This window comes from Amycolatopsis balhimycina FH 1894 (genome assembly GCF_000384295.1).
Lineage (GTDB): Bacteria > Actinomycetota > Actinomycetes > Mycobacteriales > Pseudonocardiaceae > Amycolatopsis > Amycolatopsis balhimycina.
On the sequence record NZ_KB913037.1, the window covers coordinates 2,131,239 to 2,155,031 of the forward strand.

Below are 23,793 nucleotides of genomic sequence, written 5' to 3' on the forward strand. Positions count from 1 at the left end.
TGGATTGATAGAATCATCAATCCAGGAGGTGCCGATGCCCGCCCGATCCCGCACTACCGAGCCGCTGTACCGGATCAAAGCCGATCTGTTCAAGTGCCTCGCCCACCCGATCCGGATCCAGGTCCTGGAGGTGCTGGCCGCGGCCGGTGAGGAGGGCACGCCGGTCACCCGGCTGCTCGAAGTGACCGACTGCGAAGCGTCGCACCTGTCCCAGCACCTCGCCGTGCTGCGCCGCAGCGGAGTCGTCACCTCGGCCCGCACCGGCAACGCCGTCGAGTACTGGCTCGCCCAGCCGCTCGTCGCGGAACTCCTCGTGGTGGCCAGGGCTTTCCTCCTGTCGAGCCTGACTCCGGACACCGACCGGCTCCGGACCGCCGAGGAACTGCCCCCACTGCCCGGGGCCAGCCCGCAGGCCATCCTCGACGCGATCGCGGCCAAAGCGTGAGCCGCCTCGCGAGCACCCGGGAGCTGCTCCCCGGGCGAGGCGACTACGACCTGCGCGCGCCGGTGCTGCGCGCGGACCTGCTCGCCGGTCTCACCGTCGGAGTCATCGCCCTGCCCCTGGCGCTGGCCTTCGGCATCAGCTCGGGCGCCGGCGCCGCGGCCGGGCTCATCACCGCCGTGGTCGCCGGGATCGTGGCCGCGGTCTTCGGCGGCTCACCGGTCCAGGTGTCCGGCCCGACGGGCGCCATGGCCGTCGTCCTGGCGCCGATCGTGGCCACCCACGGGACGGCGTCGGTGGCACTGGTCTCGATCCTCGGCGGCGTGGTCGTGCTCGTCGCGGGCGCAGCGCGGCTGGGCCGGCTGGTGGGCTACCTGCCCTGGCCGGTCGTCGAGGGCTTCACGCTCGGCATCGCCTGCATCATCTTCCTCCAGCAGATCCCCGCGGCCGTCGGGACCACCGCGCCGGCGGGCCGGAACCCGCTGCTGGGCGCGGGAGCCGCGCTCGCGAGTGCCAGCGGCGGCGTGGCGGGCTGGACGGCGGCGACGGTCGCCGTCGTGGTGGCCACCATGCTCCTCCTGCCGAAGCTGCACCGCCGGATTCCGGCCTCGCTGGTGGCGGTGGCCGTGGCGACCGTCGCCGCCGAGATAACGCACGCCCCGGTGCCGCGCATCGGGAACCTGCCGAACAACCTGACCCCCTCGCTGCCGCACTTCAGCTTCGGCGTCGTCCACGACCTCGCCGGCGCGATCGTCGCCGTGGCCGCGCTGGCGGCCATCGAATCCCTGCTGTCCGCCCGGGTCGCCGCGACGATGACCCGAGGCGGCCCGCCGATCGGGCCCACCCGCCCGGACCGCGAACTCGTCGGCCAGGGCCTGGCCTCCATCGCCAGTGGCCTGTTCGGCGGAATGCCCGCCACCGGCGCGATCGCCCGTACCGCCGTCAACGTCCGCTCCGGGGCCCGCACCCGGCTCGCCGCCATCGCGCACGCCCTGGTGATCCTCGCGGTCATCTACGCCGCCACCGGGCTCGTCTCCCGGATCCCCCTATCCGCCCTCGCCGGCGTCCTGCTGGTCACCAGCCTCCGCATGGTGCCGCTCGCCACGGTCCGCGAAGTCGTCCGGGCGAGCCGCTCCAGCGCGGTCACCTTCGCCGTGACCGCGATCGTCACCGTCGCGGCCGACCTCATCCTCGCGGTCGAGATCGGCTTGCTCGCCGCCGCGTTCTTCGCGCTGCGCCACCTCGCCCACGCCGCCCGCGCCCGGCTCGACACCCTCCCCGGCCCGGCCACCGACGGCGACGAGCACATCGCCGTCTTCCGCTTCGAAGGCGCCATGTTCTGGGGCGCCTCCGAACGCGTCGTCACCGAAATCGCGGCCGCGGCCGACGACGTCCTCGTCGTCATCCTGCGGTTGTCCCGCCTGCACCTGCTCGACGCGACCGGCGCGAAGGCGCTGGGCGAGACCATCGAGGAGCTCGAAGGCCGGGGCATCGCGGTGCTGCTGAAGGGAGTCCAGGCCCACCACCAGCACCTGCTGACCACCACCGGCGCCCTCCGTACCGGCGGCCACCTCTTCACCAGCTTCGACGACGCGGCCACGTACGCGCGCGCCCACGTCCGGCGCATCACCACCGCGCCGGGTCAGGCTCGCTGAGCCAGTTCGGCGAATTCTTCGGCCAGCGCGTCCACCAGGAGCCTGGGGTCCGGGATCAGCTTGCGGTCGCTGCCCAACCCGAAGCGCACCTGACCGGCGTAGCTGAAGATGCAGATGGTGATCGCCTGGCGGCCGCTGCACGGCGCCCAGCCGACGATCCCGTCGACCTCGGCGCCGGCCAGCGTCATCAGTGTCCGCGGGCCCGGCACGTTCGTGAGCACGCCGACGGCCTTGCCGGCGAAGAACCGGCTCAGCGGCAGGCCGACCGGGGCCGGGCTCTGGGCGATCGCGTACTGCATCCCGAAGGTCAGCACGGGTTCGAACGAGTCGCGGATCCGGGCCACCCGCCGGTGCACCTCGGCGAGGCGCTCGGCGAACGTCCGGCGTCCGAGCGGCAACTGGGCGAGCACGAGCGAGAAGTGGTTGCCGAGAGTCGCGGGTAGCTCGTCGTCGAAGGCCGACAGGCTCACCGGGATCAGCCAGCCGAGGTCCGACGGTTCGGTGCGGGCGGTGCCGTGCGCGGCGAAGTACCGGTCGAGCGCCCCGGCGACGAGTGCGGTGCAGACGTCGTTGATCGTCGTCCCGGTGTCGTGGCCGATCCGGCCGAGGGTGATCAGCGGGACCGGGTCACCCCACGCCGCGGTCTTCTCGACACCCGGTTCACCGTCCCACAGGCCGGTGGCGGTCGACGGGCCGAGCAGGTCGCCGGTCCCGGTCAGGCTGTGCCAGAGCGTCGTCGCCGTGCTCGCGACCGTGTCGGCCGCGCGCCGGGGACCGCCGTCGAGGGTCGACGACAGGAAGCCGGCGACCGCACCGGTGGCACCTACGGCCGCGGTCGCACCGAGCAACGGCAGGGCGACCGCGGACTCCAGCACCGGGTGCACGCGCGCGGCCTGCAGCTGAACCTTGGCACCGGTGTCACCGAGGGCACGCAACACGGTGGCGCCGAGCCGGGCCACGGGCTGGGCCACGGGTTCGCGGTGGGGTCCGGCCCCGCCGACCTTCGCGTGCGGGACCGTCGCGCCCTCGACCGGGTTCAGAAGGCTGAACAGCACCTGCGTCAGCCGGATCCCGTCGGCCATCGCGTGGTGGGTACGGCAGACGAGCACGCTGCCACCGTGATAGCCCTGCAGCAGATCGATGGTCCACAGTGGACGTTTCGGGTGGAGCGGCTCGCTGCGTCGCGCGGCGACGAACTTCTCCAGCGCCGCCTGGTCCGCGGGCGCCGGGAGGTCCCGCACGACCAGGTGGTCGGCGAGGTCGAAGCCGGGATCGGTTTCCCAGTAGAGGGCGCGGCCGTGCCGCACGGGTCGCTGGAAGTACACCGGGTACCGCGCGAGCAGGCGATCGGACACGAGCGACCGCAGCTGCGCCGGGTCCACCGGTGTCCGCGTCCAGAGCACCGAGGTGACGACCATCAGGTTCTCGGGCCGGTCCAGGTGCAGCCACAGGCTGTCCTGCGCCGGCATCCGGCGGTGTGGTCCGGCCGGTTTTCTCGTGTTCGGCACCGTTCCACTGTGCGGTGGCACCGAAGCCCGCGCAAAGGGCCGGAAGTCCCCGGCCCGCGCGGCCGAGGACCCTGTCGTCTTCAGCGGATTCTTTCGGCGCGCCAAGCGAAGCGGCCGTTCTTCCCGAGCTGCGGGGACCTTGGGCTCTACGAGCCGTCCGCGTCGCCGGAGAACCATCGACGGGAAGTGACTACGACAGGGAGAAAGCCATGACGGTACGGCTCGGCATCAACGGCTTCGGCCGGATCGGCCGCGACATCCTCCGGTGCGTGCTGGAAACGCCGGACAGCCCGATCGAAGTGGTGGCGGTCAACGACATCACGTCCCCGGAGATGCTGGCGCACCTGCTCGCCCACGACTCCACCTACGGGCGGTTGCGCATCCCGGTCGAGGTCGTCGACGGCGAAGCCCTCCGTGTCGGCGACCACCTCATCCAAGCGACCTCGACCGCGGACCCCGCGCAGCTGCCCTGGCGCGAATACGGCGTGGACGTCGTCGTCGAATCGACCGGCAAGTTCCGCACCCGCCAAGCCGCCGGCGTGCACCTGGCCGCCGGCGCGAAGAAGGTCGTGATCTCCGCGCCCGGCAAGGACGTCGACGCGACGATCGTCCTCGGCGTCAACGAAGACGACTACGACCCCGCGAACCACCACATCGTCTCGAACGCCTCCTGCACGACCAACTGCGTCGCACCCATGGTGAAGGTCTTGCACTCGGCGTTCGGCATCCGCCGCGGCCTGCTCACCACGATCCACAGCTACACCGGCGACCAGGCTCTGCTGGACCGCCCGCACAAGGACCCTCGCCGTGCCCGCTCCGCGGCGGTCAACGTGGTGCCCACCAGCACCGGCGCCGCCAAGGCGATCGGCCTGGTGCTCCCGGAACTGGCCGGCAAGCTCGACGGCGTCGCGGTCCGCGTCCCGGTCGAAGACGGCTCGCTGACCGACCTGACGGTCGAGCTCGAGCGCCCGGTGACGGCGGAGCAGGTCAACCACGCGTTCGCCGAAGCCGCCGACGGTGACCTCAAAGGCATCCTGCGCTACACCGAGGCACCCATCGTGTCCCGCGACATCATCGGCGACCCGGCGTCGTGCGTGTTCGACGCCCAGCTGACGAAGGCCGACTCGCACCTGGCGAAGGTGTTCGGCTGGTACGACAACGAATGGGGCTACGCGACCCGCACGGTCGAGCTCGTGGAGCTCATTGGACGCTCGCTGTAGCCTCCGCTGCCGCGGGTGCCCGCCGGTGACGCGACCTCGGCGGGCACCCGTCCCGATCGGCCGCTGCAGGATCTCGCGTTCGACGGTCTCCTTGACCTCCTCGTCCGGACGCAGGAACGACCGCGGGCGTCCCTGCGCGCCAGGACACCCACCAGGTGACCCGCACCGTTCACGACGTACAGGCAGCGCAGGTTCGTCTCCACCAGCCGCCTCGCCGCGGCCACCAGGGGTTCGTCCTTGGCGACGGTCGGCACGCGACGGGTCATCAGCTCCCGGGCGGTCAGGCCCTGCGCCTTGCTCCACACCCGGAGCCACCTGGCCCCGCGCTCCTGCCGGGCGTCGCGGCCGTGGCGGGCCAGCAGATCGGCCTCATCGACGACGCCGATCGGGTGACGGTGCTCGTCGACCACCGTGCTCGCGGCAATGGCGTGCTCGGCCAGAAGGGCAACCAACTCCTTGAACGACGTCTCAGGGCCTGCCGGTACGACCGGCCGGCTCATCGCCATCCGGAAGTCAAGCGGCCGAAGCCGCTCCCGGCGCGAGGCTTCCGCCCTGGTTCGGAGGGACTTTGGTCAGTTCCGCGTGGTCCCCGGGAACCGGCGTCCAAGGGCCTCCCGGCCGGGGACCTTCGACCCCAGAACTTCCGGCGGCACCGGCCGAAACTGACCGCAGCACCGAAAAGATTGGAGGTTTCCCCATGTCCATCCGACCGGATGAGAAGAAGACCACCTCGGTTCACCGGGGTACCGAACCGGCGCCGATCCCCGATTTCGTCGCCGGCCCCACCGTCGCCGGGAAGTCCCTGGCCGTCCTGCGCGTCGCCACCGGGTTCGTGTTCCTCTGGGCGTTCGTGGACAAGCTATTCGGCCTGGGCTACGCGACCCCGGCGAAGGGCGCCTGGATCAGTGGCGGCTCGCCGACCAAGGGCTTCCTCAGCAGCGTGCACGTCGGCCCCTTCGAGTCGATGTTCCACGCCTGGGCCGGCACCTGGTGGGCCGACACGCTGTTCATGCTCGGCCTGGCCGGCGTCGGCATCACCGTCATCGCCGGCATCGGACTGCGGCTGTCCGCCGCCGCCGGTGCGCTGATGATGCTCATGATGTGGGCCGCCGAATGGCCCTTCGCCCTCAGCACCAGCACCGGCGAAGCCACCCACTCGACCAACCCGATCATCGACTACCACATCATCTACGCGCTCGTCCTGATCGTGCTGGCCGCCGCGGCGGCCGGGAACACGTGGGGACTCGGCCGGCGTTGGGCCGCCCTCGTCGGCGACCGCACGTGGCTGCGCTGACCACATCGCCCCAGGGCGCCCGCCGACCGGCGGGCGCCCTTTCCCCTGCCCGAAAGGAAGAACGATGAAGGCACTCGTGTACGACGGCCCCGGCCGGCGCAGCTGGACCGAGCACGCCGACCCCGAGCTCACCGCACCGACGGACGCCATCGTCCGGATCGACGCGGTCACCATCTGCGGCACCGACCTGCACATCCTCAAGGGCGACGTGCCCGAGGTCGAGCGCGGCCGGATCCTGGGTCACGAAGCGGTCGGCACGATCACCGAGACCGGCTCCGCGGTGACCACCGTCCAGGCCGGCGACAAGGTGCTGGTCTCCTGCATCTCCGCGTGCGGGCGCTGCGAGTACTGCCGGCAGGCCGCCTACGGCCAGTGCCTCGGCGGTGGGGGCTGGATACTCGGGCACACGACCGACGGCGTCCAGGCCGAGTACGCGCGCGTCCCGTTCGCCGACACCTCGACGTACGTGCTGCCGTCCGGGGTGAGCGACGAGTCGGCGCTGATGCTCGCCGACATCGTCCCGACGTCCTACGAAGTCGGCGTCCGCAACGGCGGCGTCAAGCCGGGCGACACGGTGGTGATCGTCGGGGCCGGGCCGATCGGGCTGGCCGCGATCACCAACGCCCAGCTGTTCGCCCCGAGCACGATCATCGTGGTGGACAAGGAACCGGCCCGCCTCGACGCGGCGAAGTCGTTCGGTGCGGATGTGCTGGTCAGGCCTGGCGAGGCGGCGGCCGCGGTGGCCGAGGCCAGTGGCGGGTTGGGCGCAGACGTCGCGATCGAGGCGGTCGGCGTCCCGGAGACGTTCGAGCTGTGCACGCGGCTGGTCAAGCCGGGCGGGCACGTGGCGAACGTCGGCGTCCACGGCGCACCCGCGACCCTGCACCTCGAGGAACTGTGGATCAAGAACGTCACCATCACGACCGGCCTGGTCGACACCTCCAGCACCCCGATGCTCCTGCGCATGCTCGCCGCGGGCCGGCTGGACACGAGCCGGTTCATCACGCACCGGTTCGGGCTCGATGAGATGGACGAAGCCTACGACGTCTTCGCCCAGCCCCAGGACAGCAACGCGCTGAAGGTCGCACTGTTCCGCAGCTGACCGAGCAAGAAGCGGCCACCATCCGGATCGGATGGTGGCCGCTTCCCCGTTGACCGCGGATTCAGCTGCGCGGCTTGTGCGAGCTCAGAATCCCGACCGGCCCCGGCGGAACCGGGGACACACCTCGATCGTCGAAACGGCCCTGCAGCGTCTGCCGCACCTCAACGACTCCATCCACCCGGCGGACCAGCGCCACGATGACCGGGATCATGCTCGTCCGCTCGACGGTGCCGTTGAGGGTCACGATGCCGTTGTGCACCGAAACGTACAGAGACGCGGGATCCATGGCCATCTCCCGCAGCAGCACCTCCTCCCGGACCTCGTCCCGGATCACGTGGTCCGTGCGCAGGAACACCCGCAGCAGGTCCGAACGGGACACCACGCCGACCAATTTGCCCTCGTCGTCGACCACCGGCAAGCGGTGGAAATGGTGCTCCTCCAGCAGTTTCGCGGCCACTGTGACGTCGTCGCCCGCGTGGACGGTGACCGCCGGCGTCGTCATCAGGTCGGCGACGAACGCCGCGCCGGCCTTCCGTTTCGCCTGCCGGGAACCGGGCTTGAGCAGGCCGTGCGGGGCCTCGCGCTCGAGCAGATCGCCCTGCGAGACGACCCCGAGCACCAGGTCGTCCTCGTCGACCACGGGTGCGCCGCTGATGTTCCACGTGGCCAGCAGGAGCGCGACCGCCTTGAACGGCGTGTCCGGCCCGACAGTGGTGACTTCGGTCGTCATGACCGAACCCACTTTGCGGCGGCTGGGCATCTTGACCTCCTTCACAGCAGCGGTCCGGGGTAGTAGCTGCCCACGGGTTCCGACGCCGCCGCCGGTTCCTTCTCCGGTTCCGGGACCGTCCGCGCCGGGATGACCACCACCGGGCAGCTCGCCTCGCGCAGGCAGTGCTCGGCGACCGAACCGACCAGCAGCTTCAGCAGCCGGCCGCGGCCGTGGCTGCCGAGCACCAGCATCGCCGCGGTCTTCGACGCCTCCTCCAGTGCCACCGCGGCCGAGTGCTCGGCCAGCTCGGCCCGGACGGCCACACCCGGGTGCTCCGCCCGCACTTCGCCGACGACGTCTTCGAGCTGTCGCCGCTCCCGGTCGGCGACCGTCTCCGGCGATCCGGCGACCGCCGCACCGAGGTCGGCGACCGGCTCGAACGACCACGCACGCAGCGCGACGACCTGACGACCGCTCTGCGCGGCCTCGAACACCGCCCAGCGCAGCGCGGCCACGCTGACCGCCGAATGGTCCACGCCGACGACGATGTCGCCTTGGTTTGCCGTTGTCATGGGAATTCACCTTCTCCTGTTCTCAAGAATGGGTGTTCGGGTCCAGCTCGCGGAACCACTCGTGCTGCCACTGGGCGAACCGGAAGCGGTCGAGGGAGAACACGGCCAGCCGGTAGGCGAGGGCGAGCAGCGCCAGTGCGCCCAGCCAGAGACCGAGCCCGAGGACCACGGCGTCGATGACGACACCCGCGCCGCTGAGCGGGGGATCCACCGGGCTGCCGGTGCGATCCACCCAGACGGTCAGCGTTTCGCCCTTGAGCTTGCCCTCGTCGGCCACGATCTTGCCGACCCGGCGCGTCCCGTCGGGGAGCGTCCAGGTTGCGTCGGTGGGCCGGCCGTTTCCGACGACACCGGCGCGCGAGTTGACCGTGATGTCCGGCCCGTCGGCGAGCAGGGTGGCGGTCACCTGCATGCGCTCGCTGACCTGCTGCGCCGACTCTCCTTGCTGCCGCACGAAGGTTTCCGAACCGAGGGCGGCGGAGACCGGCAGCGCGGCGAGCGCGAGCAGCGCCACGAAGATCAGCAGGCCCGCTTGGAACCGGTCCGAGGCCCGCGCCACCGACCCGCGGCGGGACAGCACGGTGCGCCACATCCGCGCGATCGAATTCGACGACGTGCTCATGGGTCCGGTCCTCTCCGGTCGGAAGTCTTGGCTACGAACAGAATCATCGATTTCCGGCGCCGCCCGAAGAGGAATTGGACCCCGGCGTGTGGGGACCGGCCCACACTCCTCGCGAGGCCCTCCGACGACGCACCGAGGACTTAGGACCCTGTACCGCAGCCGGGCACCGACGGGATGGTCGGAGACCCCACGGAAGGGAGCATCGACCATGCGCGCCCGCGAAATCATGACCATCCCGACCTTCGCGTTGACACCGTCCGCGACGCTCGAAGAAGCAGCTGAGATGATGACCGGCCACGGTTTCACGACGATGCCGGTGATCGACGGCGACGGGCGGCTGCTCGGCCTGCTGTCCGAAGCGGACATCCTGCGGGCCCCGGTCCCGGCCGGCGATCCCGACACCGGCGTGATGCTCGGCGGTGGGCCGCGCACGGCCGGTTCGGTGATGCGCGAGCACGGCTTGGCCGTGCCGGGCGACCTCGACGTACGTGAGGTGGCCAGCCTGATGACCGACGCCGACGTGCGCTCGGCGCCGGTCGTCGACGGCGGGCACGTCGTCGGCATGGTGACCTTCCAGGACGTGCTGCGCGCGCTCACCGGCAGCCGGCGGAGCTGACGCTCAGCTCGCCGGCACGTCCCGTCCGGCGCGGTGGGTCAGCACGTCCTCGATCGGGCGGCGGGCCGTGAGCCGGGTCGGCGAGCCGTAGCCGATGCGCAGCAGCGTGTGCGGCTGACCCAGCCCGGCGAAGATCCGGCCGAGCGCCTCCCGCGTCCGCGGGGTTTCGAACGGCTGGGACAGGAAGGACGTCGCCAGGCCTTCGACGGTCGCGGTCAGCAGCACCCGCTGCATCGCCATCCCGGCCCGGACCTCCGCGTGCGGCCCCCGGTCCCGGGTCAGGACCACGCCGAGCAGGGGTTCCTGCTCGTATTCGCGCGGCGGCAGGTTCTCGTTTTCGTGCGACGCGCGCAACGTCACGACTCCCGGCCCGTACGGGGGCGGCCCGGCCGCGACCCGCGGCACACCGTCGGGGCTGCCGGGCTCCCGGTGGGTCCAGAACGCCGCTTCCGCCCGGAAGGCCGGATCGTCGGACTGCAGCGTCTCTGCCTGCCGGACCAGCGACGCCACCGTGCTGTACCGGCCGGACACGTTGAGGTACTCGATCTGCCCACCTTCCTGCAGCGCCGCGGACTTCAGCGCGGTCCGCGCCGCGGACGGCACCTCCTTGTCCAGCATCGGACGGCGGTTGGTGTGCCGGCGGAAGACGGCTTCGGCGAGCTTGCGCTCCGCCGCGGTGGCCTTCTGGTTGCCGTCGAGCCGGATCACCGCGACCAGGTCCGGCTCGGCCGGGTCCGGCAGCATCCGGACGATCGCGGCGAGCCCGTTGGCCCGCAGGCAGATGACGAGGTTGAACGCGGCCGCACCGCAGGCGAGCCGGGCTTCGCGCCCGAGCGGGTCGGCGATGTCCAGGACGCGATCGCGGTCCAGCCAGACCTCGATCACCTCGTGCTCGACGACGAACCGCCAGGGCTGGGTGTTGTGCGGTGAGGGCGCGCGCACGGCCGAGGCGAGGGCTTGGTCGAACACAGTGGGCAGTGGTCGGCTCATCAAGGGCTCCGGGTCACTCGGGGGCGAACACCCAGCTTCACCGGTGGCCCCGCCCGGCGGCGACGGTCGCGCGTCACGACCCGGAGGGACTAAAGACCTCTCGGCGCCCTTCGCTGAGACCGGCTTCAGCCGGCTGGTGGGATGCTCGGCCGACGCCATCGGAGGGCCGCCCCATGGACCGGCGAGCAGTACATGAGCAGTGGGAACGCGACCGCGCCACCCTCCACGAACTGGTGGCCGCCGTGACGGCCGCCGATCTCCGCCGGCGGTCGGCCGGCACCCGGTGGACCAACGGGCAGCTGGTGTTCCACCTCGTGTTCGGCTACCAGATCGTGCGTGCCCTGCTGGTGCTGGTCCGCCTCTTCGGCCGGTTACCCGACTCCGTCAGCCGCCGGTTCGCCGCCGCGCTGAACGCGGCCACTCCCCCCTTCCACGTCATCAACTACCTCGGGTCCTGCGGTGGCGGACTGCTCGGCCCCGAGCGCGCGGCCGCCTGGCTGGACCACATCATCGCGTCATTGCACCGCAGCCTGGACCGGGCCACCGAGGCCGACCTCGCCCGCGGAATGCACTACCCGACGCGGTGGGATCCCTTCTTCCGGCCCACCATGACGATGGCCGACGTCTACCGCTACCCGAGCCTCCACTTCGCGTTCCACCGGCAGCAGCTCACCCTCGACCGGTAGCGCTCAGCACAGCACGCTCCCCGTCCTCCGGGACCACCGCGCACCAACCGGCTTCGGCGTGCAAGGTCTTCGCGAACGCTTCTGAAGCGACCGCCTCCCCTTCGATGACGAAAGCCGTCTCGGGTGGCCGTGTCGCCGTCGCCCAATCGAGCGTCTCCGCCGGTCCCGCGAATTCGCCGGTGCTGCCCAGCGCCGTCACCTCCGCCCGGACCGGCACGTACCGGCCACGAACCTTCAGCTGGCGGGTTCCGCTCGCGAGCTGTGCGGCGCGGGTTCCCGGGGCCGGCGGCCCTAGCAGGACCACCCCGTTGCGGGGGTCCGGCAGCATCTCGGCTAGGTGCCGCAGCACGCGGCCGGAGTCCGCCGTCGCCAAGCCGGCCACGACGATCGACGGCCGATCGGACACCTGCTCGACCAGCCCGGCGGGAACGCCGACGCGCCCGCCACGATGCAGCTCGGGCCGGCGCTCTCGCTCGGCGCGCTGGTGGACTTCGACGGCCGAGAGCCCGGCGGGACTGTCCAGCACCACCGGCAGCTTCGGGATCTCCCCCGCGGCCATCAGCTCGTCCACCATCGTCAGCAGCCCTTCGGCACCGACCGCGGCCGCCGGGACGAGGACACTGCCGCCCCGGTTCACCGCGCGGCGAACCGGCCGGCCAGGTGCCCGTCGCCGGCCGGGGACGGAGCGGCTAGCACAAGGGCGTCCGACCGCGGCCGCGGATCCGGCGGGCACAGCAGGGCATGCTCCGCCGCGCCGAGCGGGCCGGCGAACACGACCGAACGGCCGCCGGCCCGGATCCGCACCCAGGCCGCCCCGAGCCGGCCGCCGGCGCGGCCGAACTCGAACTCCGCGCCGCCGAATTCCTGCAGCGTGCCGTACTCGACCGGCCGCACCAGAGCGACCGCTCGGGAGACGTCTTCCGCGCGGAACGGCGGAACGGCCGGGCCGGGTCCGGCCCATCCGCCCGCCTCGGCGGCGAGCGCGTCTTCGGTGAACTGCGTCGCGGCGTCGGACAACGCCAGCGGAAGCAATGCGGCGGTTCCCGGCGTTGCGAACACCGGCCGTGCCAGCCTTCGGCGACCAGCTGCGGCAGGAAGCCCGCGGTGCTCCTGCCGAGGTCGGCGCTCGGCAGGAGCACCGCGCCGACCGCGTGCAGTTCGTCCGGTACGGGCGAGAAGTTGCGCCGCCACAACGCGTCCGGGCCGGCGAACAGGCCGCAGCCGACCAGGATGCGCGTGCCGGGCAACTCGAGGAGGTTGCGGGCGCCGGTGGGGCCGCCGAGGAAGGTTAGGACCGGATCGGGGCCGGACGTCGGCCGGTGACCGGCCACGTGCGGCGTCCCCGGCCACGGGCTGGTGCGGTAGCGCACGGACGCCCGGGATCCTCGGACATCGTGTCCTTCCCTTCCCCCTCAGCCGGCGACGTCACGCCGCCGGAACCTCGCCACGCCCGCCGCGCCCAGCACCGCGCCCAGTGCGGTGAGCCAGAGCAGCGGGGCGGCCTGGACGGCTGCGCCCGGCAACTTCGGCGAGTGGGTGAACGGCGAGAGGTCCAGCACCCACCGGTCCAGTTTCAGCAACGTGCCGAACTCGCCGAGCAGCAGGAACGTCGTCAGCGCGACCCAGGCGAACGCGACCGCCCGCGCCAGGAAGCCGAACAGTGCCGCCGCGATCCCGGCGAGCACCCAGACGGCGGGCAGCTGGGCCAGTCCCGCGCCGGCCAACCGGGCGACTTCGGTGCCGGGCGTGCCGAGGCGGACCCCGTACGCCAGCCCGGCCGTGAGGCCCAAGGACGTCAACAGCACGACGGGTGCCCCCGCAGCGAGCAGCAGATATCCCGCCATCAGGCGGCGGCGGTCGAGCGCGGTGGCCAGCAGCGGTTCGACGCGCAGCGCCCGCTCTTCGCTCCGGAAGCGGACCAGGACGGTGATCGCGTACGCCGAGGTGATGACGGCCGCCATCGAGAACTCGGCCGCGAGGAAAGCGTCCTCCATGGCCTGCTCGCCGCCGAGAGCGGCGATCAGCGCCCGGGCACCCGCGCTGTCGAGCATCTTCCCGACGTTGCCCGCGAGGCCGCCCAGGACCAGTCCCAGCAGGACGTACCCGGCGAGCCAGGCACCGAGGTTCGCCCGGTTGAGGCGCCACACCAGGCCCCACGCGCCGGTCAGCGAGCGACCGGCGTGAGCCGGGCCCGCCCGGTCCAGCAGCAGCCCGGCGTCGAGGTCGCGGGCCCTGACCGCCGCGACGGCCACCACGACCAGCGCGACCGCGACGAGCAACGGGAGGGCCAAGACCCACCAGACGTCGCCGGCGAAGGGCCGGACCTGCTGGGTCCACCCGATCGGCGACACCCAGGACAACCAGCGCGGGCCGGCGGAGTCGCCCACCGCACGCAGGAAGTATGCGCCGAGCAGCGCGACGACGGCGAGCCCCGACGCCGCTCGCGCGCTCTTGGTCAGCTGGGCGGTCACCGCGGCGAGCCCGCCGAAGACGAGCCCGGAGCCCGCCCAGCCGAGGCCGAAGGCCAGCGATCCGGCCACCGGCAACCCCGCCGCCGCGAGCCCGGCGCCGCTGAAGAGTCCGATGACCAGGCTCGACACGGTCGTCACGACCACTGCCGCCGCCAACCCGGCGAAGCGTCCGACCACGGCGGACCCGAGCAGTTCCCGCCGCCCGGCTTCCTCCTCCGCCCGGGTGTGCCGGACCGCGGTGAAGATCATCAGCAGCGCGATCAGGGCTGCGCCGAACGCGGTCAGCTTGAAGACGGACGTCGCGCCGAGGGTTGGTTCGTACACCGGGCCGTAGAGCGCCACCAGGGCCGGAACCGAGTTGATGCTGCCGGCCGCGCCCCGCTGGTCCCCGGCGGCCGGGTAGATCGCCGCCGTCGCCGCGGCCGACGACGCTGCCACGGCGGTGAACACCGCGGTCCACACCGGCAGCCGGATCCGGTCCCGACGCAAAGCCAGCCGGACCAGCGCGCCGGTGCCGGTGAGGGAGCTCATGCCGGCACCGCCGTCCGGACGTCTTCGGTGCGGTAGTGCCACAGGAACAGCTCCTCCAGCGTCGGCGGGTTGCTGGTCAGGCTCCGGACCCCGTGCCGGCTCAGCAGGCCCAGCACCGTGGCCAGTTCGGCGTTGTCGACGGTCAGCCGCACGCGGTCGCCTTCGGTCGTGCAGTCGTGCACCCCCGGTAAGCGGGCGAGGCCGTCCACAGTGCCGGACAGCCGTGCGGTGATCGTGGTCCGGCCGAGGTGGCGCAGCTCGTCGAGGCTGCCGGAGTCGACCAGGCGGCCGGCTCGGATGATGCTGACCCGGTCGCAGAGGGCCTCGGCCTCGGACAGGATGTGGCTGGACAGCAGGATGGTGCGGCCCCGCTCGCGTTCCTCGCGGACGCACTCGCGGAAGATCTGCTCCATCAACGGGTCGAGCCCGCTGGTGGGCTCGTCGAGCAGCAGCAGTTCTACGTCCGAGGCCAGTGCGGCGACCACGGCGACCTTCTGCCGGTTGCCCTTCGAGTACGCCCGGCCCTTAGTGCGTGGGTCCAGCTCGAACAGGTCGAGGTACCGCTTGCGGCGCTTCGGATCCAGGCCACCGCGCAGGCGGCCGAGCAGGTCGATGACCTCGCCGCCGGTGAGGTTCGGCCACAGCGAGACCTCACCGGGGACATAGGCCAGCCGCCGGTGCAGCGACACCGCGTCGCGCCACGGGTCGCCGCCGAGCAGCCCCAGCTCGCCGGAGTCGGCGCGCAGCAGGCCCAGCAGCAGTCGCAGGGTGGTCGTCTTACCGGCGCCGTTCGGCCCGAGGAAACCGTGCACCTCACCGGTGCGGACGGTCAGGTCGAGCCCGTCAAGCGCCTTGGTGTGCCCGAAGGTCTTCCGGAGGTCCCGGATCTCGATCGCGGCGCTCATCGCGTGCTCTCCAAGAGGATCCGGCGCTCTGCCGAGGCGATGGCCGCACGGGCCGGGACGAGGACGTCGGGGTTGACCGAGATCGACGTGATGCCGAAGCGCACCAGGTGCTCAGCGAAGCCGGGCTTGGTCGAGGGCGCCTGGCCGCACAGCGAAGAGGTGATATTGCGGTGCCGGGCGATGCGGACGATCTTCTCGATCGCGTCGAGCACGGCGGGGTCGGCTTCGTCGAACAGCTCGGCGCACACGGCCGAGTCGCGGTCGACGCCCAGGACCAGCTGGGTGAGGTCGTTGCTGCCGATGGACACGCCGTCGATCCCCATGCCCGCGTATTCGGGCAGCCAGTGCACGACCGAGGGCACTTCGGCCATCACCCAGCGGCGCAGGCCGCGCTGCCGGCCGAGCGGGCTCGCGTCGACCAGCTCCAGGCACTCCTCCAGCTCCCACTTCGTCCGCACGAACGGGATCATCAGGTGCAGGTTCGGCGTCTGCTCCCGCACTCGCGCCAGTGTCTCCAGCTCGAGGGCGAACAGGTCGCGCTCGCGCACGTACCGGTAGCAGCCCCGGTAGCCGATCATCGGGTTGCTCTCGACCGGCTCGAACTCTTCCCCGCCGGCCAGGCCGCGGAACTCGTTCGTCCGCAGGTCGGTCGCGCGGTAGACGACCGGACGAGTACCGAACGGACGCGTGATCTTGAGGAGCGACTCGGTCATCTTGTCCACGAAGGACCGTTCTTCGCCCTTGGCGAGCAGGTCGCGTGGGTGGCGGCCGTCGAGGGCCTCGGTGAGCAGGAACTCCGCACGAAGCAGGCCGACGCCGTCCACCGCCTGCGCGGCGACCTCTTCGGCGTGCTCAGGCATGGCGAGGTTGACGTACAGCTTGGTGCCGATGGCTTCCGGCGCCACGGGCGCAGCGACCGCCTCGGTGCGGGCCGGCGCCTTCTTGACCACGCCCGGCCGGACCTCGCCCTTGGTGCCGTCGACGGTGACCAGGCTGCGGTCGGCCAGGACGCGGGTGGCGTCGCCGGTGCCGACCACGGCCGGCACGCCCAGCTCGCGGGCGACCACGGCCGCGTGGCAGGTCATCCCGCCACCGTCGGTGACGACCGCGGACGCCCGGCGCATCGCCGGCACCCAGTCCGGGTTGGTCATCGGCGCGACCAGGACCTCGCCGTCGCGGAGGTGCTTCGCCTCGACGGGGTCGTGCAGCACGCGGACCGCGCCGCTGCCCTCACCCGGCGACGCTCCGAGCCCGTTCACCAGTGCCTCGGTCGTCACCGGCGTGACCGGCGGCAGCGTCGTGATCGGCCGGGACTGCACCAGGGAGATCTCGTTGTCGGCGATCGCGAACTCGATGTCCTGCGGCACGCCGTAGTGCTCCTCGACCCGAGAGGCCATCCGGGCCAGCTCGAGCACCGCGGTTTCGCTCAAGACCCGGCGGCCGCCGGCGGGCTCGGGGAGCTCGATGGTGACGTCGCCGCCACTGGCGTCGGCCACGATCTTGTGGGTCTGCCTGCCGATCCGGACCGAGTGGATGAGCAGGTCCTTCTTGCCGATGACGTAGGTGTCGGGCTCGACGGCCCCGCTGACGATTGCCTCCCCCTGGCCGAAGACGGCTTCGACGACGATGCGATCGCGGTCGCCGGTCCGCGGATCGGCGGTGAAGATCACGCCGGACCGTTCCGACTGGATCATGCGCTGGACGACGACGGCGATCGCGGGCTCGCCGGTGAACCCACGGCTTGCCCGGTAGCTCACGACACGCGGGCTGAAGAGCGACGTCCAGCAGTCGACGACGTGCTCGGCGACCGCGTGGTCACCCCAGATGTTGGTGTAGGTGGCGTTCATCCCGGCGAAGGACGCTTCCGCGCCGTCCTCCCCGGTGGCCGACGACCGGATCGCCACCGGCGTCGACCCACCCAGCCCGCGGTACGCCTCGGTGATCTCGGTGTGCAGCTCGCCGGTCAGCCCGGCGCGCCGGACGAGGTCGCGCATCTCGTCGCACGCCTCGGCCAGTGCCGCGGTGTCGTCCACGTTGACCAGTGCCTTGGCGTGCAGGTCGGCCAGCTCCGTACGGACCCCCGCGTGCTCCAGCGCGGCCCAGTAGCCGTCACGGGAGATCACGAATCCGCCGGGAACGGGGAAGCCGGCGGAAATCAGCTCGCCGAGGTTGGCGCCCTTCCCGCCCACGGTTTCATCGTCGACGAGCCGGATTTCGGCCAGGTCGCGTACGTACGTCATCGGAGTCCTCCTGAGGATTCGTTGCGGAACAGTTCGCCGAGCGGGAGCCGCGGGGAAGGGGCGGCCGGGACCGCGGGATAGCCGAACCGGAAGATCGCCTGCGGCACTCCCGGCAGGACCACTTCCGACACCAGCCGGGCCCGGAATCCCGTCAGGTGCAGGGGCTGGGTGATGACCGACCCGGCGAGCGCCTTCGCCGTCGCGGTCAGCCAGATGCGCTGCAAGGCGGCCCCGGCGGCCAGGTGCTCGGCCCTCGTATCGCCGTCGGTGCAGACGACCAGCAGGTTCTCCGCGGCCAGCCGGTCGGCCAGCACGACGTCGTCAGGCACCGGAGTATCGGTTCGCACTAGCCCCGCCACCGGCAGGGCCTCGGAACTCAGGGCTTCCTCGGGGACGCCGTCCCCGGTCACCGTCGTGTGCGCTGTCCACATCGCCAGCTCGCGCTGGTAGCCACGGTCGTCGCGAAGTACGCGCGTGGCGAAGCCCAGCAGCTCCGCCAGCTTGTCCAAGTGTGCAGGGGCCGCCACGTGCACTCCCGTCGTCTCCCCTGCCACGACCAGCGCGGCGCGGACGCCCGGTGGTACGCGGCCGTGGTAGAACGCACGCCGGTGACTGCGGCGGCGCGCGATGGCTTGGAACAGCGTGTAGTCCTGGGTGGAAGCGGCTTTCGGACGGCCGATCGTCACCGTGGCGACGACGTCGTCGCCGTCCTGGAACTCGGCGTGGCAGTCCCGGCCGAGGGTGCGGATCGCGAGTTCGAGGTTGGTGAGCGCGGCACCGCAGGACATCAGCCGGTCACGGCCGAACGGGTCGTGCCGGCGCAACTCGACGGCCCGCCGCTGGAGCAGGTCCACCTCGGTCCCGCGTACCCGCAGCTGCCACGGCTGGCTGTTGTGCACCGAGGGCGCGCGGCTCACCGCGCGGGCGAGCACGCCGATTTGCTCGTGGGTCAAGGCTGCCGGTGCTGCGGCGGTCATCGCGGTCACTCCCGGACGCGGAGTCGGGCGCTCCGCTCTCGTCATGGTGGGACGTCGCGGTGCGCGGCCACCGGAGCACAAAGTCCCCGGCTCCGGCGGAATTCGGCCCCTACCGGCCTTCGCGGGGGTGGCGCACGATCGCCGTGACACCAAAGAGAAAGTGAGACCTGCCATGACTTCGCCGAAACCGCACACGGGCCGCGTAATCGTCGTCGGGACGGACGGCACTCCCCGCGGCGACGCGGCGTTGAGGTGGGCGCTCGACGTGGGCGCGCACGCCGGAGACGTCGTCCGCGCGATCCTGGTCCGGCCGCGGGATTCGCTGCTGCCGGGCACGTCCTTCGCGATCCAGCCGCACGGCCGAGTGCCGGAGGCAGGCTACTCGCTGGACGACCACATCGCCGGCTTGGGCGTCGACACGGCAGCGTCGGTGGAAACCCGCACGGTCCACGGCGACCCCGCGACGGAACTGGTGACCGCATCGGCCGACGCGGACCTGCTGGTGCTGGGCACCCACCGCGGCGGCGCGGTGTCGGACCTGGTGCTGGGCAGCGTCGGGCGCGAGTGCGTCCGGTTCTCCCGCTGCCCGGTTGTGGTCATAACCCCGGAGGCGGCCCGCCACCTGATCTCGGCCTGACTGATTGTCGAACTGGCTGCTGGGCATCGACCTTCGGGGCGTGCCCAGCAGCTGGTTGATCGACGATGGGGTTCTGCACTCGACGCCTGGACTACCGGTATGTTGCGATCCACCGTCGCAGCAGGTCGGCTACATACTTCTGTTGCTCGTCCAGGCTCATCGCCGCTGGAACCTCCTGCTGCACGTGTCGGCCACCCTCCAGCGGTGAGAGATTGTTTGCCGACTGCGTCAAGCGCTTCTGCGAGGACACCGACAGGCCCAGAGCGGCAGCGATCCCTTTACTACCGCCGAACTCCTCGGACGAGTATTCGTAGATCATGTAGAAGTCCGCTGCGGTGCGCCCGAACCTCCCGTTCAGCCAAAGAGCGTTCTTGAGACTGTCGCTGGCCTGCACACCGCGCTTGGCTAGTTCGGCGAAGTCGGCGACGTCGTTGCCCACGATGCCGTACCCGATGGCGATACCGGCCATCACCCAGACATTACCGGCACCGTCGCGGACGCTTCCCTCGCCGAGACCGGACAAGCGTTCGTCCTTCAACTCTCCAGCACCGGCACGCCATGCACGGAGAACTCCCAGGCCGGTTTGGAATCGCGCTCGCGCCTGCTCCCTCGCGCCTTGGGTCGGTGGGCACTCCCACGACCCACACTCGCAGGCCGTTCTCACCGGCCTGCCGCATCACACAGCTCGGGAAGAGAATCGCACAGATTTCTATCAGCAAGTCCTCGTCGGCACCCTGGCACAACGCAGGTGCAGGGAAAGAGATCAGCCGCGCTGTCTCAGCATCGGATCCACTGGCCGCCAAGTGACCTCCTGGGTTGGCTGGCAATTTACCCCTTCCGCAGGTGCCGACGGGTGGCCCAGCGGAACAGCTCGTCCGCGCCCCACACCAGGACCGGCATCGGCAGCATCAGCGCGATCATCCACGCCGGCAACGCCGCCGTCCCGAAGAGCGACTGCAGCGGCGGCAGGTAGATCAACGCCGCCGCGAAGAGGAGCTCGAACGCGATCCCGCCCAGCAGGAGCCGGTTCGTCGTCAACCCGACGGCCCGCAGGGAGACGCGCTCCATGCGGGACGCGAACGCCGTGCCGATCTGGCAGAACACGATCGCCGCGAAGCTGGCCGTGGTCGCCTGGAGGTACGCGTGGTGCAGCGGGGCGCCGGCCGAGACGTCCGCGCCCGGGTGCCAGCCCGCCGCGTACAGCAACGCGAAGAACGCTCCCAGCACCAGAACACCCGACAGCAGGCCCATGATTCCCCATGCCCGCAGGAGCATCCGGCCGGTGACCACGCCTTCGGACCGGCGTCGTGGCCGGCGGGACATCAGGCCCGGCTCCGCGGGCTCGCGGCCCAAAGCCAGCGCCGGCAGGGTCTCCGTGCCCAGGTCGATGGCGAGGATCTGCAGCACCGTCAGCGGCAGCGGGATCATCCCGCCCGACACCGCGAACAACAGGAACGGCAGCACTTCCGGCACCGCGTGCGCGAAGATGTACAACACGAACTTCCGGACGTTGTCGAACACCCGGCGCCCTTCCCGGACACCCGCGACGATCGTCGCGAAGTTGTCATCGGTGAGCACGACCGTCGCCGCTTCTTTGGCCACGTCCGTGCCGCCGACGCCCATCGCCACGCCGATGTCCGCACGACGCAATGCCGGGGCGTCGTTGACACCGTCGCCCGTCATCGCCACGACTTCGCCGCAGTCGCGCAACGCGTCGGCGATGCGCAGCTTGTCCTCCGGCGCGGCACGGGAGAACACGATCTCGCCGCCGGCGGTGAGCGCTTCGTCGAGGGCCGGTTCCGGCATCCGGGAGAGCTCGTCGCCGCTGATCACCCGGTCGGCGCCGATCCCGACGCGGCGGGCGATCTCCGCGGCCGTCAAGCCGTTGTCCCCCGTCACCACGTGGACGGTGATCCCCGCCGAATGACAGTCCGCAACCGCGGCGGCCACCTCCGGTCGCGGCGGGTCGACCAAGCCAACGAGCCCGAGCAGGCACAGATCCGATTCCGCTTCGTCACGGCTCCCCGGGACCGACGGCACCTCGCGCCGGGCCACGGCCAGCACACGCAGCGCCCGGCCCGCCATTTCGTCGACGCGCTCGATGATCCGCTCGCGCAGCGAGTCCGTCAGGGGCACCTCCGCGCCGGTCGCGTCGAGCGCCGAGGTGCACCGCGGCACCACCTGTTCGGGCGCACCCTTGGTGGCCACGAACAGCACCCCACCCATCAGGTCCACAGTGGACATCCGTTTGAGCCGGGGGTCGAACGAGTACAGCGTCTTCCGCGCGGCCTCCCGGGTCGCCGGGTCGAGCGCGGTCCCGTGGTCGGCCGCGTAGCCCAGCAGGGCCAGTTCCGTCGGATCGCCGCTCTCCGAGGCGAGGTCGGCGGTGCTGCAGCGCGCGAGCGACGAAGCCAGCACGCCGGAGTCGTCCAGCGGCTCGCCCACCCCGTCCTGGACCTCTTCGACGTGCATCGCGTTGCGGGTCAGGGTTCCGGTCTTGTCGGTGCAGATGACCGTCGTGGAACCCAGGGTCTCCACCGCGGAAAGCCGTTTGACCAGCGCGCCCTCCTTGGCCATCGACCGCACCCCGGCGGCCAGCGCTAACGTGATCGTCGGCAGGAGGCCTTCGGGAACGTTGGCGACGAGCAGACCGATCGCGAACACGAACGCCGCCGACCACGACAGCCCGGCCAGCCAGCCCAGCGGCAGGAACCCGATGCCGACCACGACGGCGACGCCGGCGATCAGCCAGGCGACCCGGCGCACCTGCCGTTCGAGGGGGCTTTCCTCGCGCCCCACCCGGGCCGAGAGCGAGGCGATCCGGCCGATCTCGGTGTGCCGCCCGGTGGCGTGCACGACCGCGTGGGCGGCGCCGGCGACGCACACCGTGCCGCTGAACACGAGCACCGGCGACTCCAACGGCCGCGTCGCGTCGTCATGAACGTCGGCCATCCGCGTTACCGGTGCCGACTCTCCCGTCAGCATCGACGCGTCGACGTCGAGGGTGCCTTCCACCAGCCGGGCATCCGCCGGGACGCGGTCGCCCTCGGCGAGCACCAGCACGTCCCCGGGCACGATCTCGGTCGCCGGCACGTGCCAGACGCTGCCGTCGCGCAGGACCGCCGCACGGTCGGGCAGGTACCGGCCGAGCGCTTCCACGGCCTTCTCCGCCTGCTGCTCCTGGACGAACGCCAGCAGGCCGTTGAGCACGATGACCCCGACGATCGCGATCGCGAGGTTCGTCGTCCCGGCGAACCAGGCGAGTCCCGCCGCGACCCACAGCAGCAGGGCGAGCGGGTGGATCAGCTGCCGCAGCAGCGCCAGCGGCCACTTCGCCCCGCTGTGGGACGGCAGCGCGTTCGGGCCACTCACCTGGAGCCGGCGGGCGGCTTCGCGGGCGGTCAGGCCGGTGACGTCGGTGCGCAGATCTCGCAGCAGGCGGGAAACGGGCTCGCGCGCGTCGACTTCGGGAGCGGCGTCCGCGACGGGTTTCGCCCTCAGGTGCATGGTCATCGTCAGGAGTTCCTTCGCTTCGGGGTGGCGAGGCCGACCAGGAGAACGGCTTGCGGGACACCGGGCAACAGCGACTCCACGACATCGCGTTGCCCGGGCTGTCGGACCGGCAGGGGCCGCGATGAGAACCCACGGACGGCCGCGGCGAGCCGGGTCGAGTGCAGCGCGGCGCCGGCCAGGACGTGGTGGCTACGCCGGTCACCGGGGGTGGTGATCAGCAACGACGACTGCCCGGTGACGTCGGTGCCGAGGTGCGAGAGGATCGGCGCCCACTCCGGGCGGACGATCCGGACGGCCGTGTCCGGCCAGAAGCCATCCGAGGCCAGCGCGCCCAGGACGGCCAGGCTGACCGGCCGCAGCTGCCCGTCGGTGCCGAGCTTGCGCAGCGCCGCGTACCGCGCCCACTCGCTGCTGGACGGCGGTCGCACTCCCCCGGCCCGGACGACGGCCGCGACGTCGGGGCGGTCCGGATCGTCCGGGAAGGCGAGCTCGGGTTCGCGGCCCAGCACCCGGACGACCGTCCAGATCGTGGACAGGACCGCACCGCACTCGAGCAGAGCGGCGGTGCCCGCCCGGTCACGCCGGGCGGGTGGCTCGGTCAGCACGACCTCGTCCGGCCGGACTTCGGCGACGCACCGGTTCGGGCCAAGCCGTACCAGCGCGTCGGCGAGCACGGCCCGGGTCGATTGGTCCCAGCGGAACCCTGGCGTGGTCATCCGCCGAGGTGTCTCGCGGCCGCCCGGCAGGTGGCCAGGAGCCCTTCGACGTCGATCACGGTGACGCGGTGCTCCAGGCCCGGTGGGACTTCCGCCTGCACATCCGGGTCCGGGGAAACCAGCGCGACCGGCACGTGGTCGCGGATCGCACACACGACGCCGAACTCCCGCGCGGTCAGCTCCGGCTCCTGGCCGCGGACGTCGACGAGCAGGTCGGGCTGGGCGAACGGTTCGTCGAGCGGGCAGCGGCCGCCCACCGCGAGCGCGCGGCAGAGCCCCGCGCGGCTGTGGCAGCGGCTGACCAGGCAGCCGGCGTCCCGCAGGGGCTGGAGCAGGAAGTCGGCGTCCCCGAAGGAAGACTCGGTCAACAGGACGTGCATGGCT

General features: G+C 71.7%; 24 protein-coding genes. 8 read left to right on the forward strand and 16 right to left on the reverse strand.

The features are described from left to right. Positions 1-34: 34 nt before the first annotated feature. Both A3CE_RS0108910 and A3CE_RS0108915 read left to right on the forward strand, forming a co-directional pair. A complete protein-coding gene (locus A3CE_RS0108910) occupies positions 35-445 on the forward strand; it encodes an ArsR/SmtB family transcription factor (protein ID WP_020639731.1) in 411 nt (136 codons plus the stop codon). Then, entirely contained in the window at positions 442-2,097 is a 1,656-nt protein-coding gene (locus A3CE_RS0108915) for a SulP family inorganic anion transporter (protein WP_020639732.1), read from the forward strand. The genes A3CE_RS0108910 and A3CE_RS0108915 overlap by 4 nt, the downstream gene beginning before the upstream one ends. Here A3CE_RS0108915 and A3CE_RS0108920 read toward each other — a convergent pair. After that, positions 2,085-3,605, reverse strand: coding sequence for a WS/DGAT domain-containing protein (locus A3CE_RS0108920; RefSeq protein WP_169523959.1), 1,521 nt, complete (start codon positions 3,603-3,605; stop codon positions 2,085-2,087). The two genes, A3CE_RS0108915 and A3CE_RS0108920, sit on opposite strands and share 13 nt — an antisense overlap. A gap of 209 nt (positions 3,606-3,814) precedes the next feature. Between A3CE_RS0108920 and gap the strand changes: the two genes are divergently transcribed. Beyond that, on the forward strand, positions 3,815-4,825 hold the full coding sequence (gap, locus tag A3CE_RS0108925; protein WP_020639734.1) for a type I glyceraldehyde-3-phosphate dehydrogenase: 1,011 nt from the start codon (positions 3,815-3,817) through the stop codon (positions 4,823-4,825). Here the strand turns inward: gap and A3CE_RS50595 are convergent. Beyond that, the gene (locus tag A3CE_RS50595) at positions 4,774-5,331 is read right to left on the reverse strand and encodes a CBS domain-containing protein (RefSeq protein ID WP_051183755.1); all 558 of its coding nucleotides are present in this window, start codon (positions 5,329-5,331) and stop codon (positions 4,774-4,776) included. The genes gap and A3CE_RS50595 overlap by 52 nt on opposite strands. A gap of 191 nt (positions 5,332-5,522) precedes the next feature. Between A3CE_RS50595 and A3CE_RS0108935 the strand changes: the two genes are divergently transcribed. Continuing rightward, positions 5,523-6,119 carry a DoxX family membrane protein gene (locus A3CE_RS0108935; protein WP_020639735.1) on the forward strand — a complete coding sequence of 199 codons (597 nt, stop codon included), beginning with the start codon at positions 5,523-5,525 and terminating at the stop codon, positions 6,117-6,119. A gap of 64 nt (positions 6,120-6,183) precedes the next feature. After that, positions 6,184-7,221, forward strand: coding sequence for a zinc-dependent alcohol dehydrogenase family protein (locus tag A3CE_RS0108940; RefSeq protein ID WP_020639736.1), 1,038 nt, complete (start codon positions 6,184-6,186; stop codon positions 7,219-7,221). A gap of 61 nt (positions 7,222-7,282) precedes the next feature. On the opposite strand, the gene A3CE_RS0108945 is transcribed toward A3CE_RS0108940, so the two are convergent. The 3 genes from A3CE_RS0108945 to A3CE_RS58460 are packed head-to-tail and all read right to left on the reverse strand — an operon-like array spanning position 7,283 to position 9,127. Beyond that, positions 7,283-7,981, reverse strand: coding sequence for a CBS domain-containing protein (locus A3CE_RS0108945; protein ID WP_043792040.1), 699 nt, complete (start codon positions 7,979-7,981; stop codon positions 7,283-7,285). A gap of 11 nt (positions 7,982-7,992) precedes the next feature. After that, positions 7,993-8,505, reverse strand: a complete 513-nt coding sequence (locus A3CE_RS0108950) for a universal stress protein (RefSeq protein ID WP_020639738.1) — start codon at positions 8,503-8,505, stop codon at positions 7,993-7,995. 22 nt (positions 8,506-8,527) lie between these two features. Further along, entirely contained in the window at positions 8,528-9,127 is a 600-nt protein-coding gene (locus A3CE_RS58460; protein WP_020639739.1) for an Rv1733c family protein, read from the reverse strand. Positions 9,128-9,335: 208 nt separating this feature from the next. On the opposite strand from A3CE_RS58460, the gene A3CE_RS0108960 reads away from it, so the two are divergent. Continuing rightward, complete coding sequence (locus A3CE_RS0108960) at positions 9,336-9,743, forward strand: CBS domain-containing protein (protein WP_020639740.1); 408 nt, start codon at positions 9,336-9,338, stop codon at positions 9,741-9,743. Between the two features lie 3 nt (positions 9,744-9,746). Here the strand turns inward: A3CE_RS0108960 and A3CE_RS0108965 are convergent, their stop codons facing one another. Further along, a complete protein-coding gene (locus tag A3CE_RS0108965) occupies positions 9,747-10,733 on the reverse strand; it encodes an Acg family FMN-binding oxidoreductase (protein ID WP_026468304.1) in 987 nt (328 codons plus the stop codon). 173 nt (positions 10,734-10,906) lie between these two features. Here A3CE_RS0108965 and A3CE_RS0108970 point away from each other — a divergent pair, with 173 nt between their 5' ends. Then, positions 10,907-11,419, forward strand: coding sequence for a DinB family protein (locus tag A3CE_RS0108970; RefSeq protein WP_026468305.1), 513 nt, complete (start codon positions 10,907-10,909; stop codon positions 11,417-11,419). Here the strand turns inward: A3CE_RS0108970 and A3CE_RS53985 are convergent. From A3CE_RS53985 to A3CE_RS0108995, 6 genes are all read right to left on the reverse strand, one after another. Then, on the reverse strand, positions 11,403-12,056 hold the full coding sequence (locus A3CE_RS53985) for an MBL fold metallo-hydrolase RNA specificity domain-containing protein (RefSeq protein ID WP_020639743.1): 654 nt from the start codon (positions 12,054-12,056) through the stop codon (positions 11,403-11,405). The two genes, A3CE_RS0108970 and A3CE_RS53985, sit on opposite strands and share 17 nt — an antisense overlap. Continuing rightward, positions 12,053-12,478, reverse strand: coding sequence for an MBL fold metallo-hydrolase (locus tag A3CE_RS57375; RefSeq protein ID WP_169523964.1), 426 nt, complete (start codon positions 12,476-12,478; stop codon positions 12,053-12,055). The genes A3CE_RS53985 and A3CE_RS57375 overlap by 4 nt, the downstream gene beginning before the upstream one ends. Before the next feature lie 353 nt (positions 12,479-12,831). Next, positions 12,832-14,421 (reverse strand): ABC transporter permease, encoded by a 1,590-nt coding sequence (locus A3CE_RS0108980; protein WP_020639746.1) that lies wholly within the window; start codon positions 14,419-14,421, stop codon positions 12,832-12,834. Continuing rightward, complete coding sequence (locus tag A3CE_RS0108985) at positions 14,418-15,326, reverse strand: ABC transporter ATP-binding protein (protein ID WP_020639747.1); 909 nt, start codon at positions 15,324-15,326, stop codon at positions 14,418-14,420. Before A3CE_RS0108985 ends, A3CE_RS0108980 begins: the two co-directional genes overlap by 4 nt. Continuing rightward, on the reverse strand, positions 15,323-17,566 hold the full coding sequence (ppsA, locus tag A3CE_RS0108990) for a phosphoenolpyruvate synthase (RefSeq protein ID WP_020639748.1): 2,244 nt from the start codon (positions 17,564-17,566) through the stop codon (positions 15,323-15,325). The genes A3CE_RS0108985 and ppsA overlap by 4 nt, the downstream gene beginning before the upstream one ends. Continuing rightward, a complete protein-coding gene (locus tag A3CE_RS0108995; protein WP_051183883.1) occupies positions 17,563-18,543 on the reverse strand; it encodes an Acg family FMN-binding oxidoreductase in 981 nt (326 codons plus the stop codon). The genes ppsA and A3CE_RS0108995 overlap by 4 nt, the downstream gene beginning before the upstream one ends. Before the next feature lie 172 nt (positions 18,544-18,715). Here A3CE_RS0108995 and A3CE_RS0109000 point away from each other — a divergent pair, with 172 nt between their 5' ends. Beyond that, complete coding sequence (locus A3CE_RS0109000) at positions 18,716-19,180, forward strand: universal stress protein (RefSeq protein WP_020639750.1); 465 nt, start codon at positions 18,716-18,718, stop codon at positions 19,178-19,180. 91 nt (positions 19,181-19,271) lie between these two features. Here A3CE_RS0109000 and A3CE_RS0109005 read toward each other — a convergent pair whose 3' ends face one another. From A3CE_RS0109005 to A3CE_RS0109020, 4 genes are all read right to left on the reverse strand, one after another. Beyond that, positions 19,272-19,718, reverse strand: a complete 447-nt coding sequence (locus A3CE_RS0109005) for a hypothetical protein (protein WP_125592154.1) — start codon at positions 19,716-19,718, stop codon at positions 19,272-19,274. A 290-nt stretch (positions 19,719-20,008) separates the two neighbouring features. Continuing rightward, the gene (locus tag A3CE_RS0109010; protein WP_020639752.1) at positions 20,009-22,693 is read right to left on the reverse strand and encodes a cation-translocating P-type ATPase; all 2,685 of its coding nucleotides are present in this window, start codon (positions 22,691-22,693) and stop codon (positions 20,009-20,011) included. A 2-nt stretch (positions 22,694-22,695) separates the two neighbouring features. Beyond that, positions 22,696-23,409: a hypothetical protein gene (locus A3CE_RS0109015; protein ID WP_020639753.1), complete on the reverse strand. Its 714-nt coding sequence runs from the start codon at positions 23,407-23,409 to the stop codon at positions 22,696-22,698. After that, positions 23,406-23,789, reverse strand: coding sequence for a hypothetical protein (locus A3CE_RS0109020; RefSeq protein ID WP_020639754.1), 384 nt, complete (start codon positions 23,787-23,789; stop codon positions 23,406-23,408). The genes A3CE_RS0109015 and A3CE_RS0109020 overlap by 4 nt, the downstream gene beginning before the upstream one ends. Between the last annotated feature and the right edge of the window lie 4 nt (positions 23,790-23,793).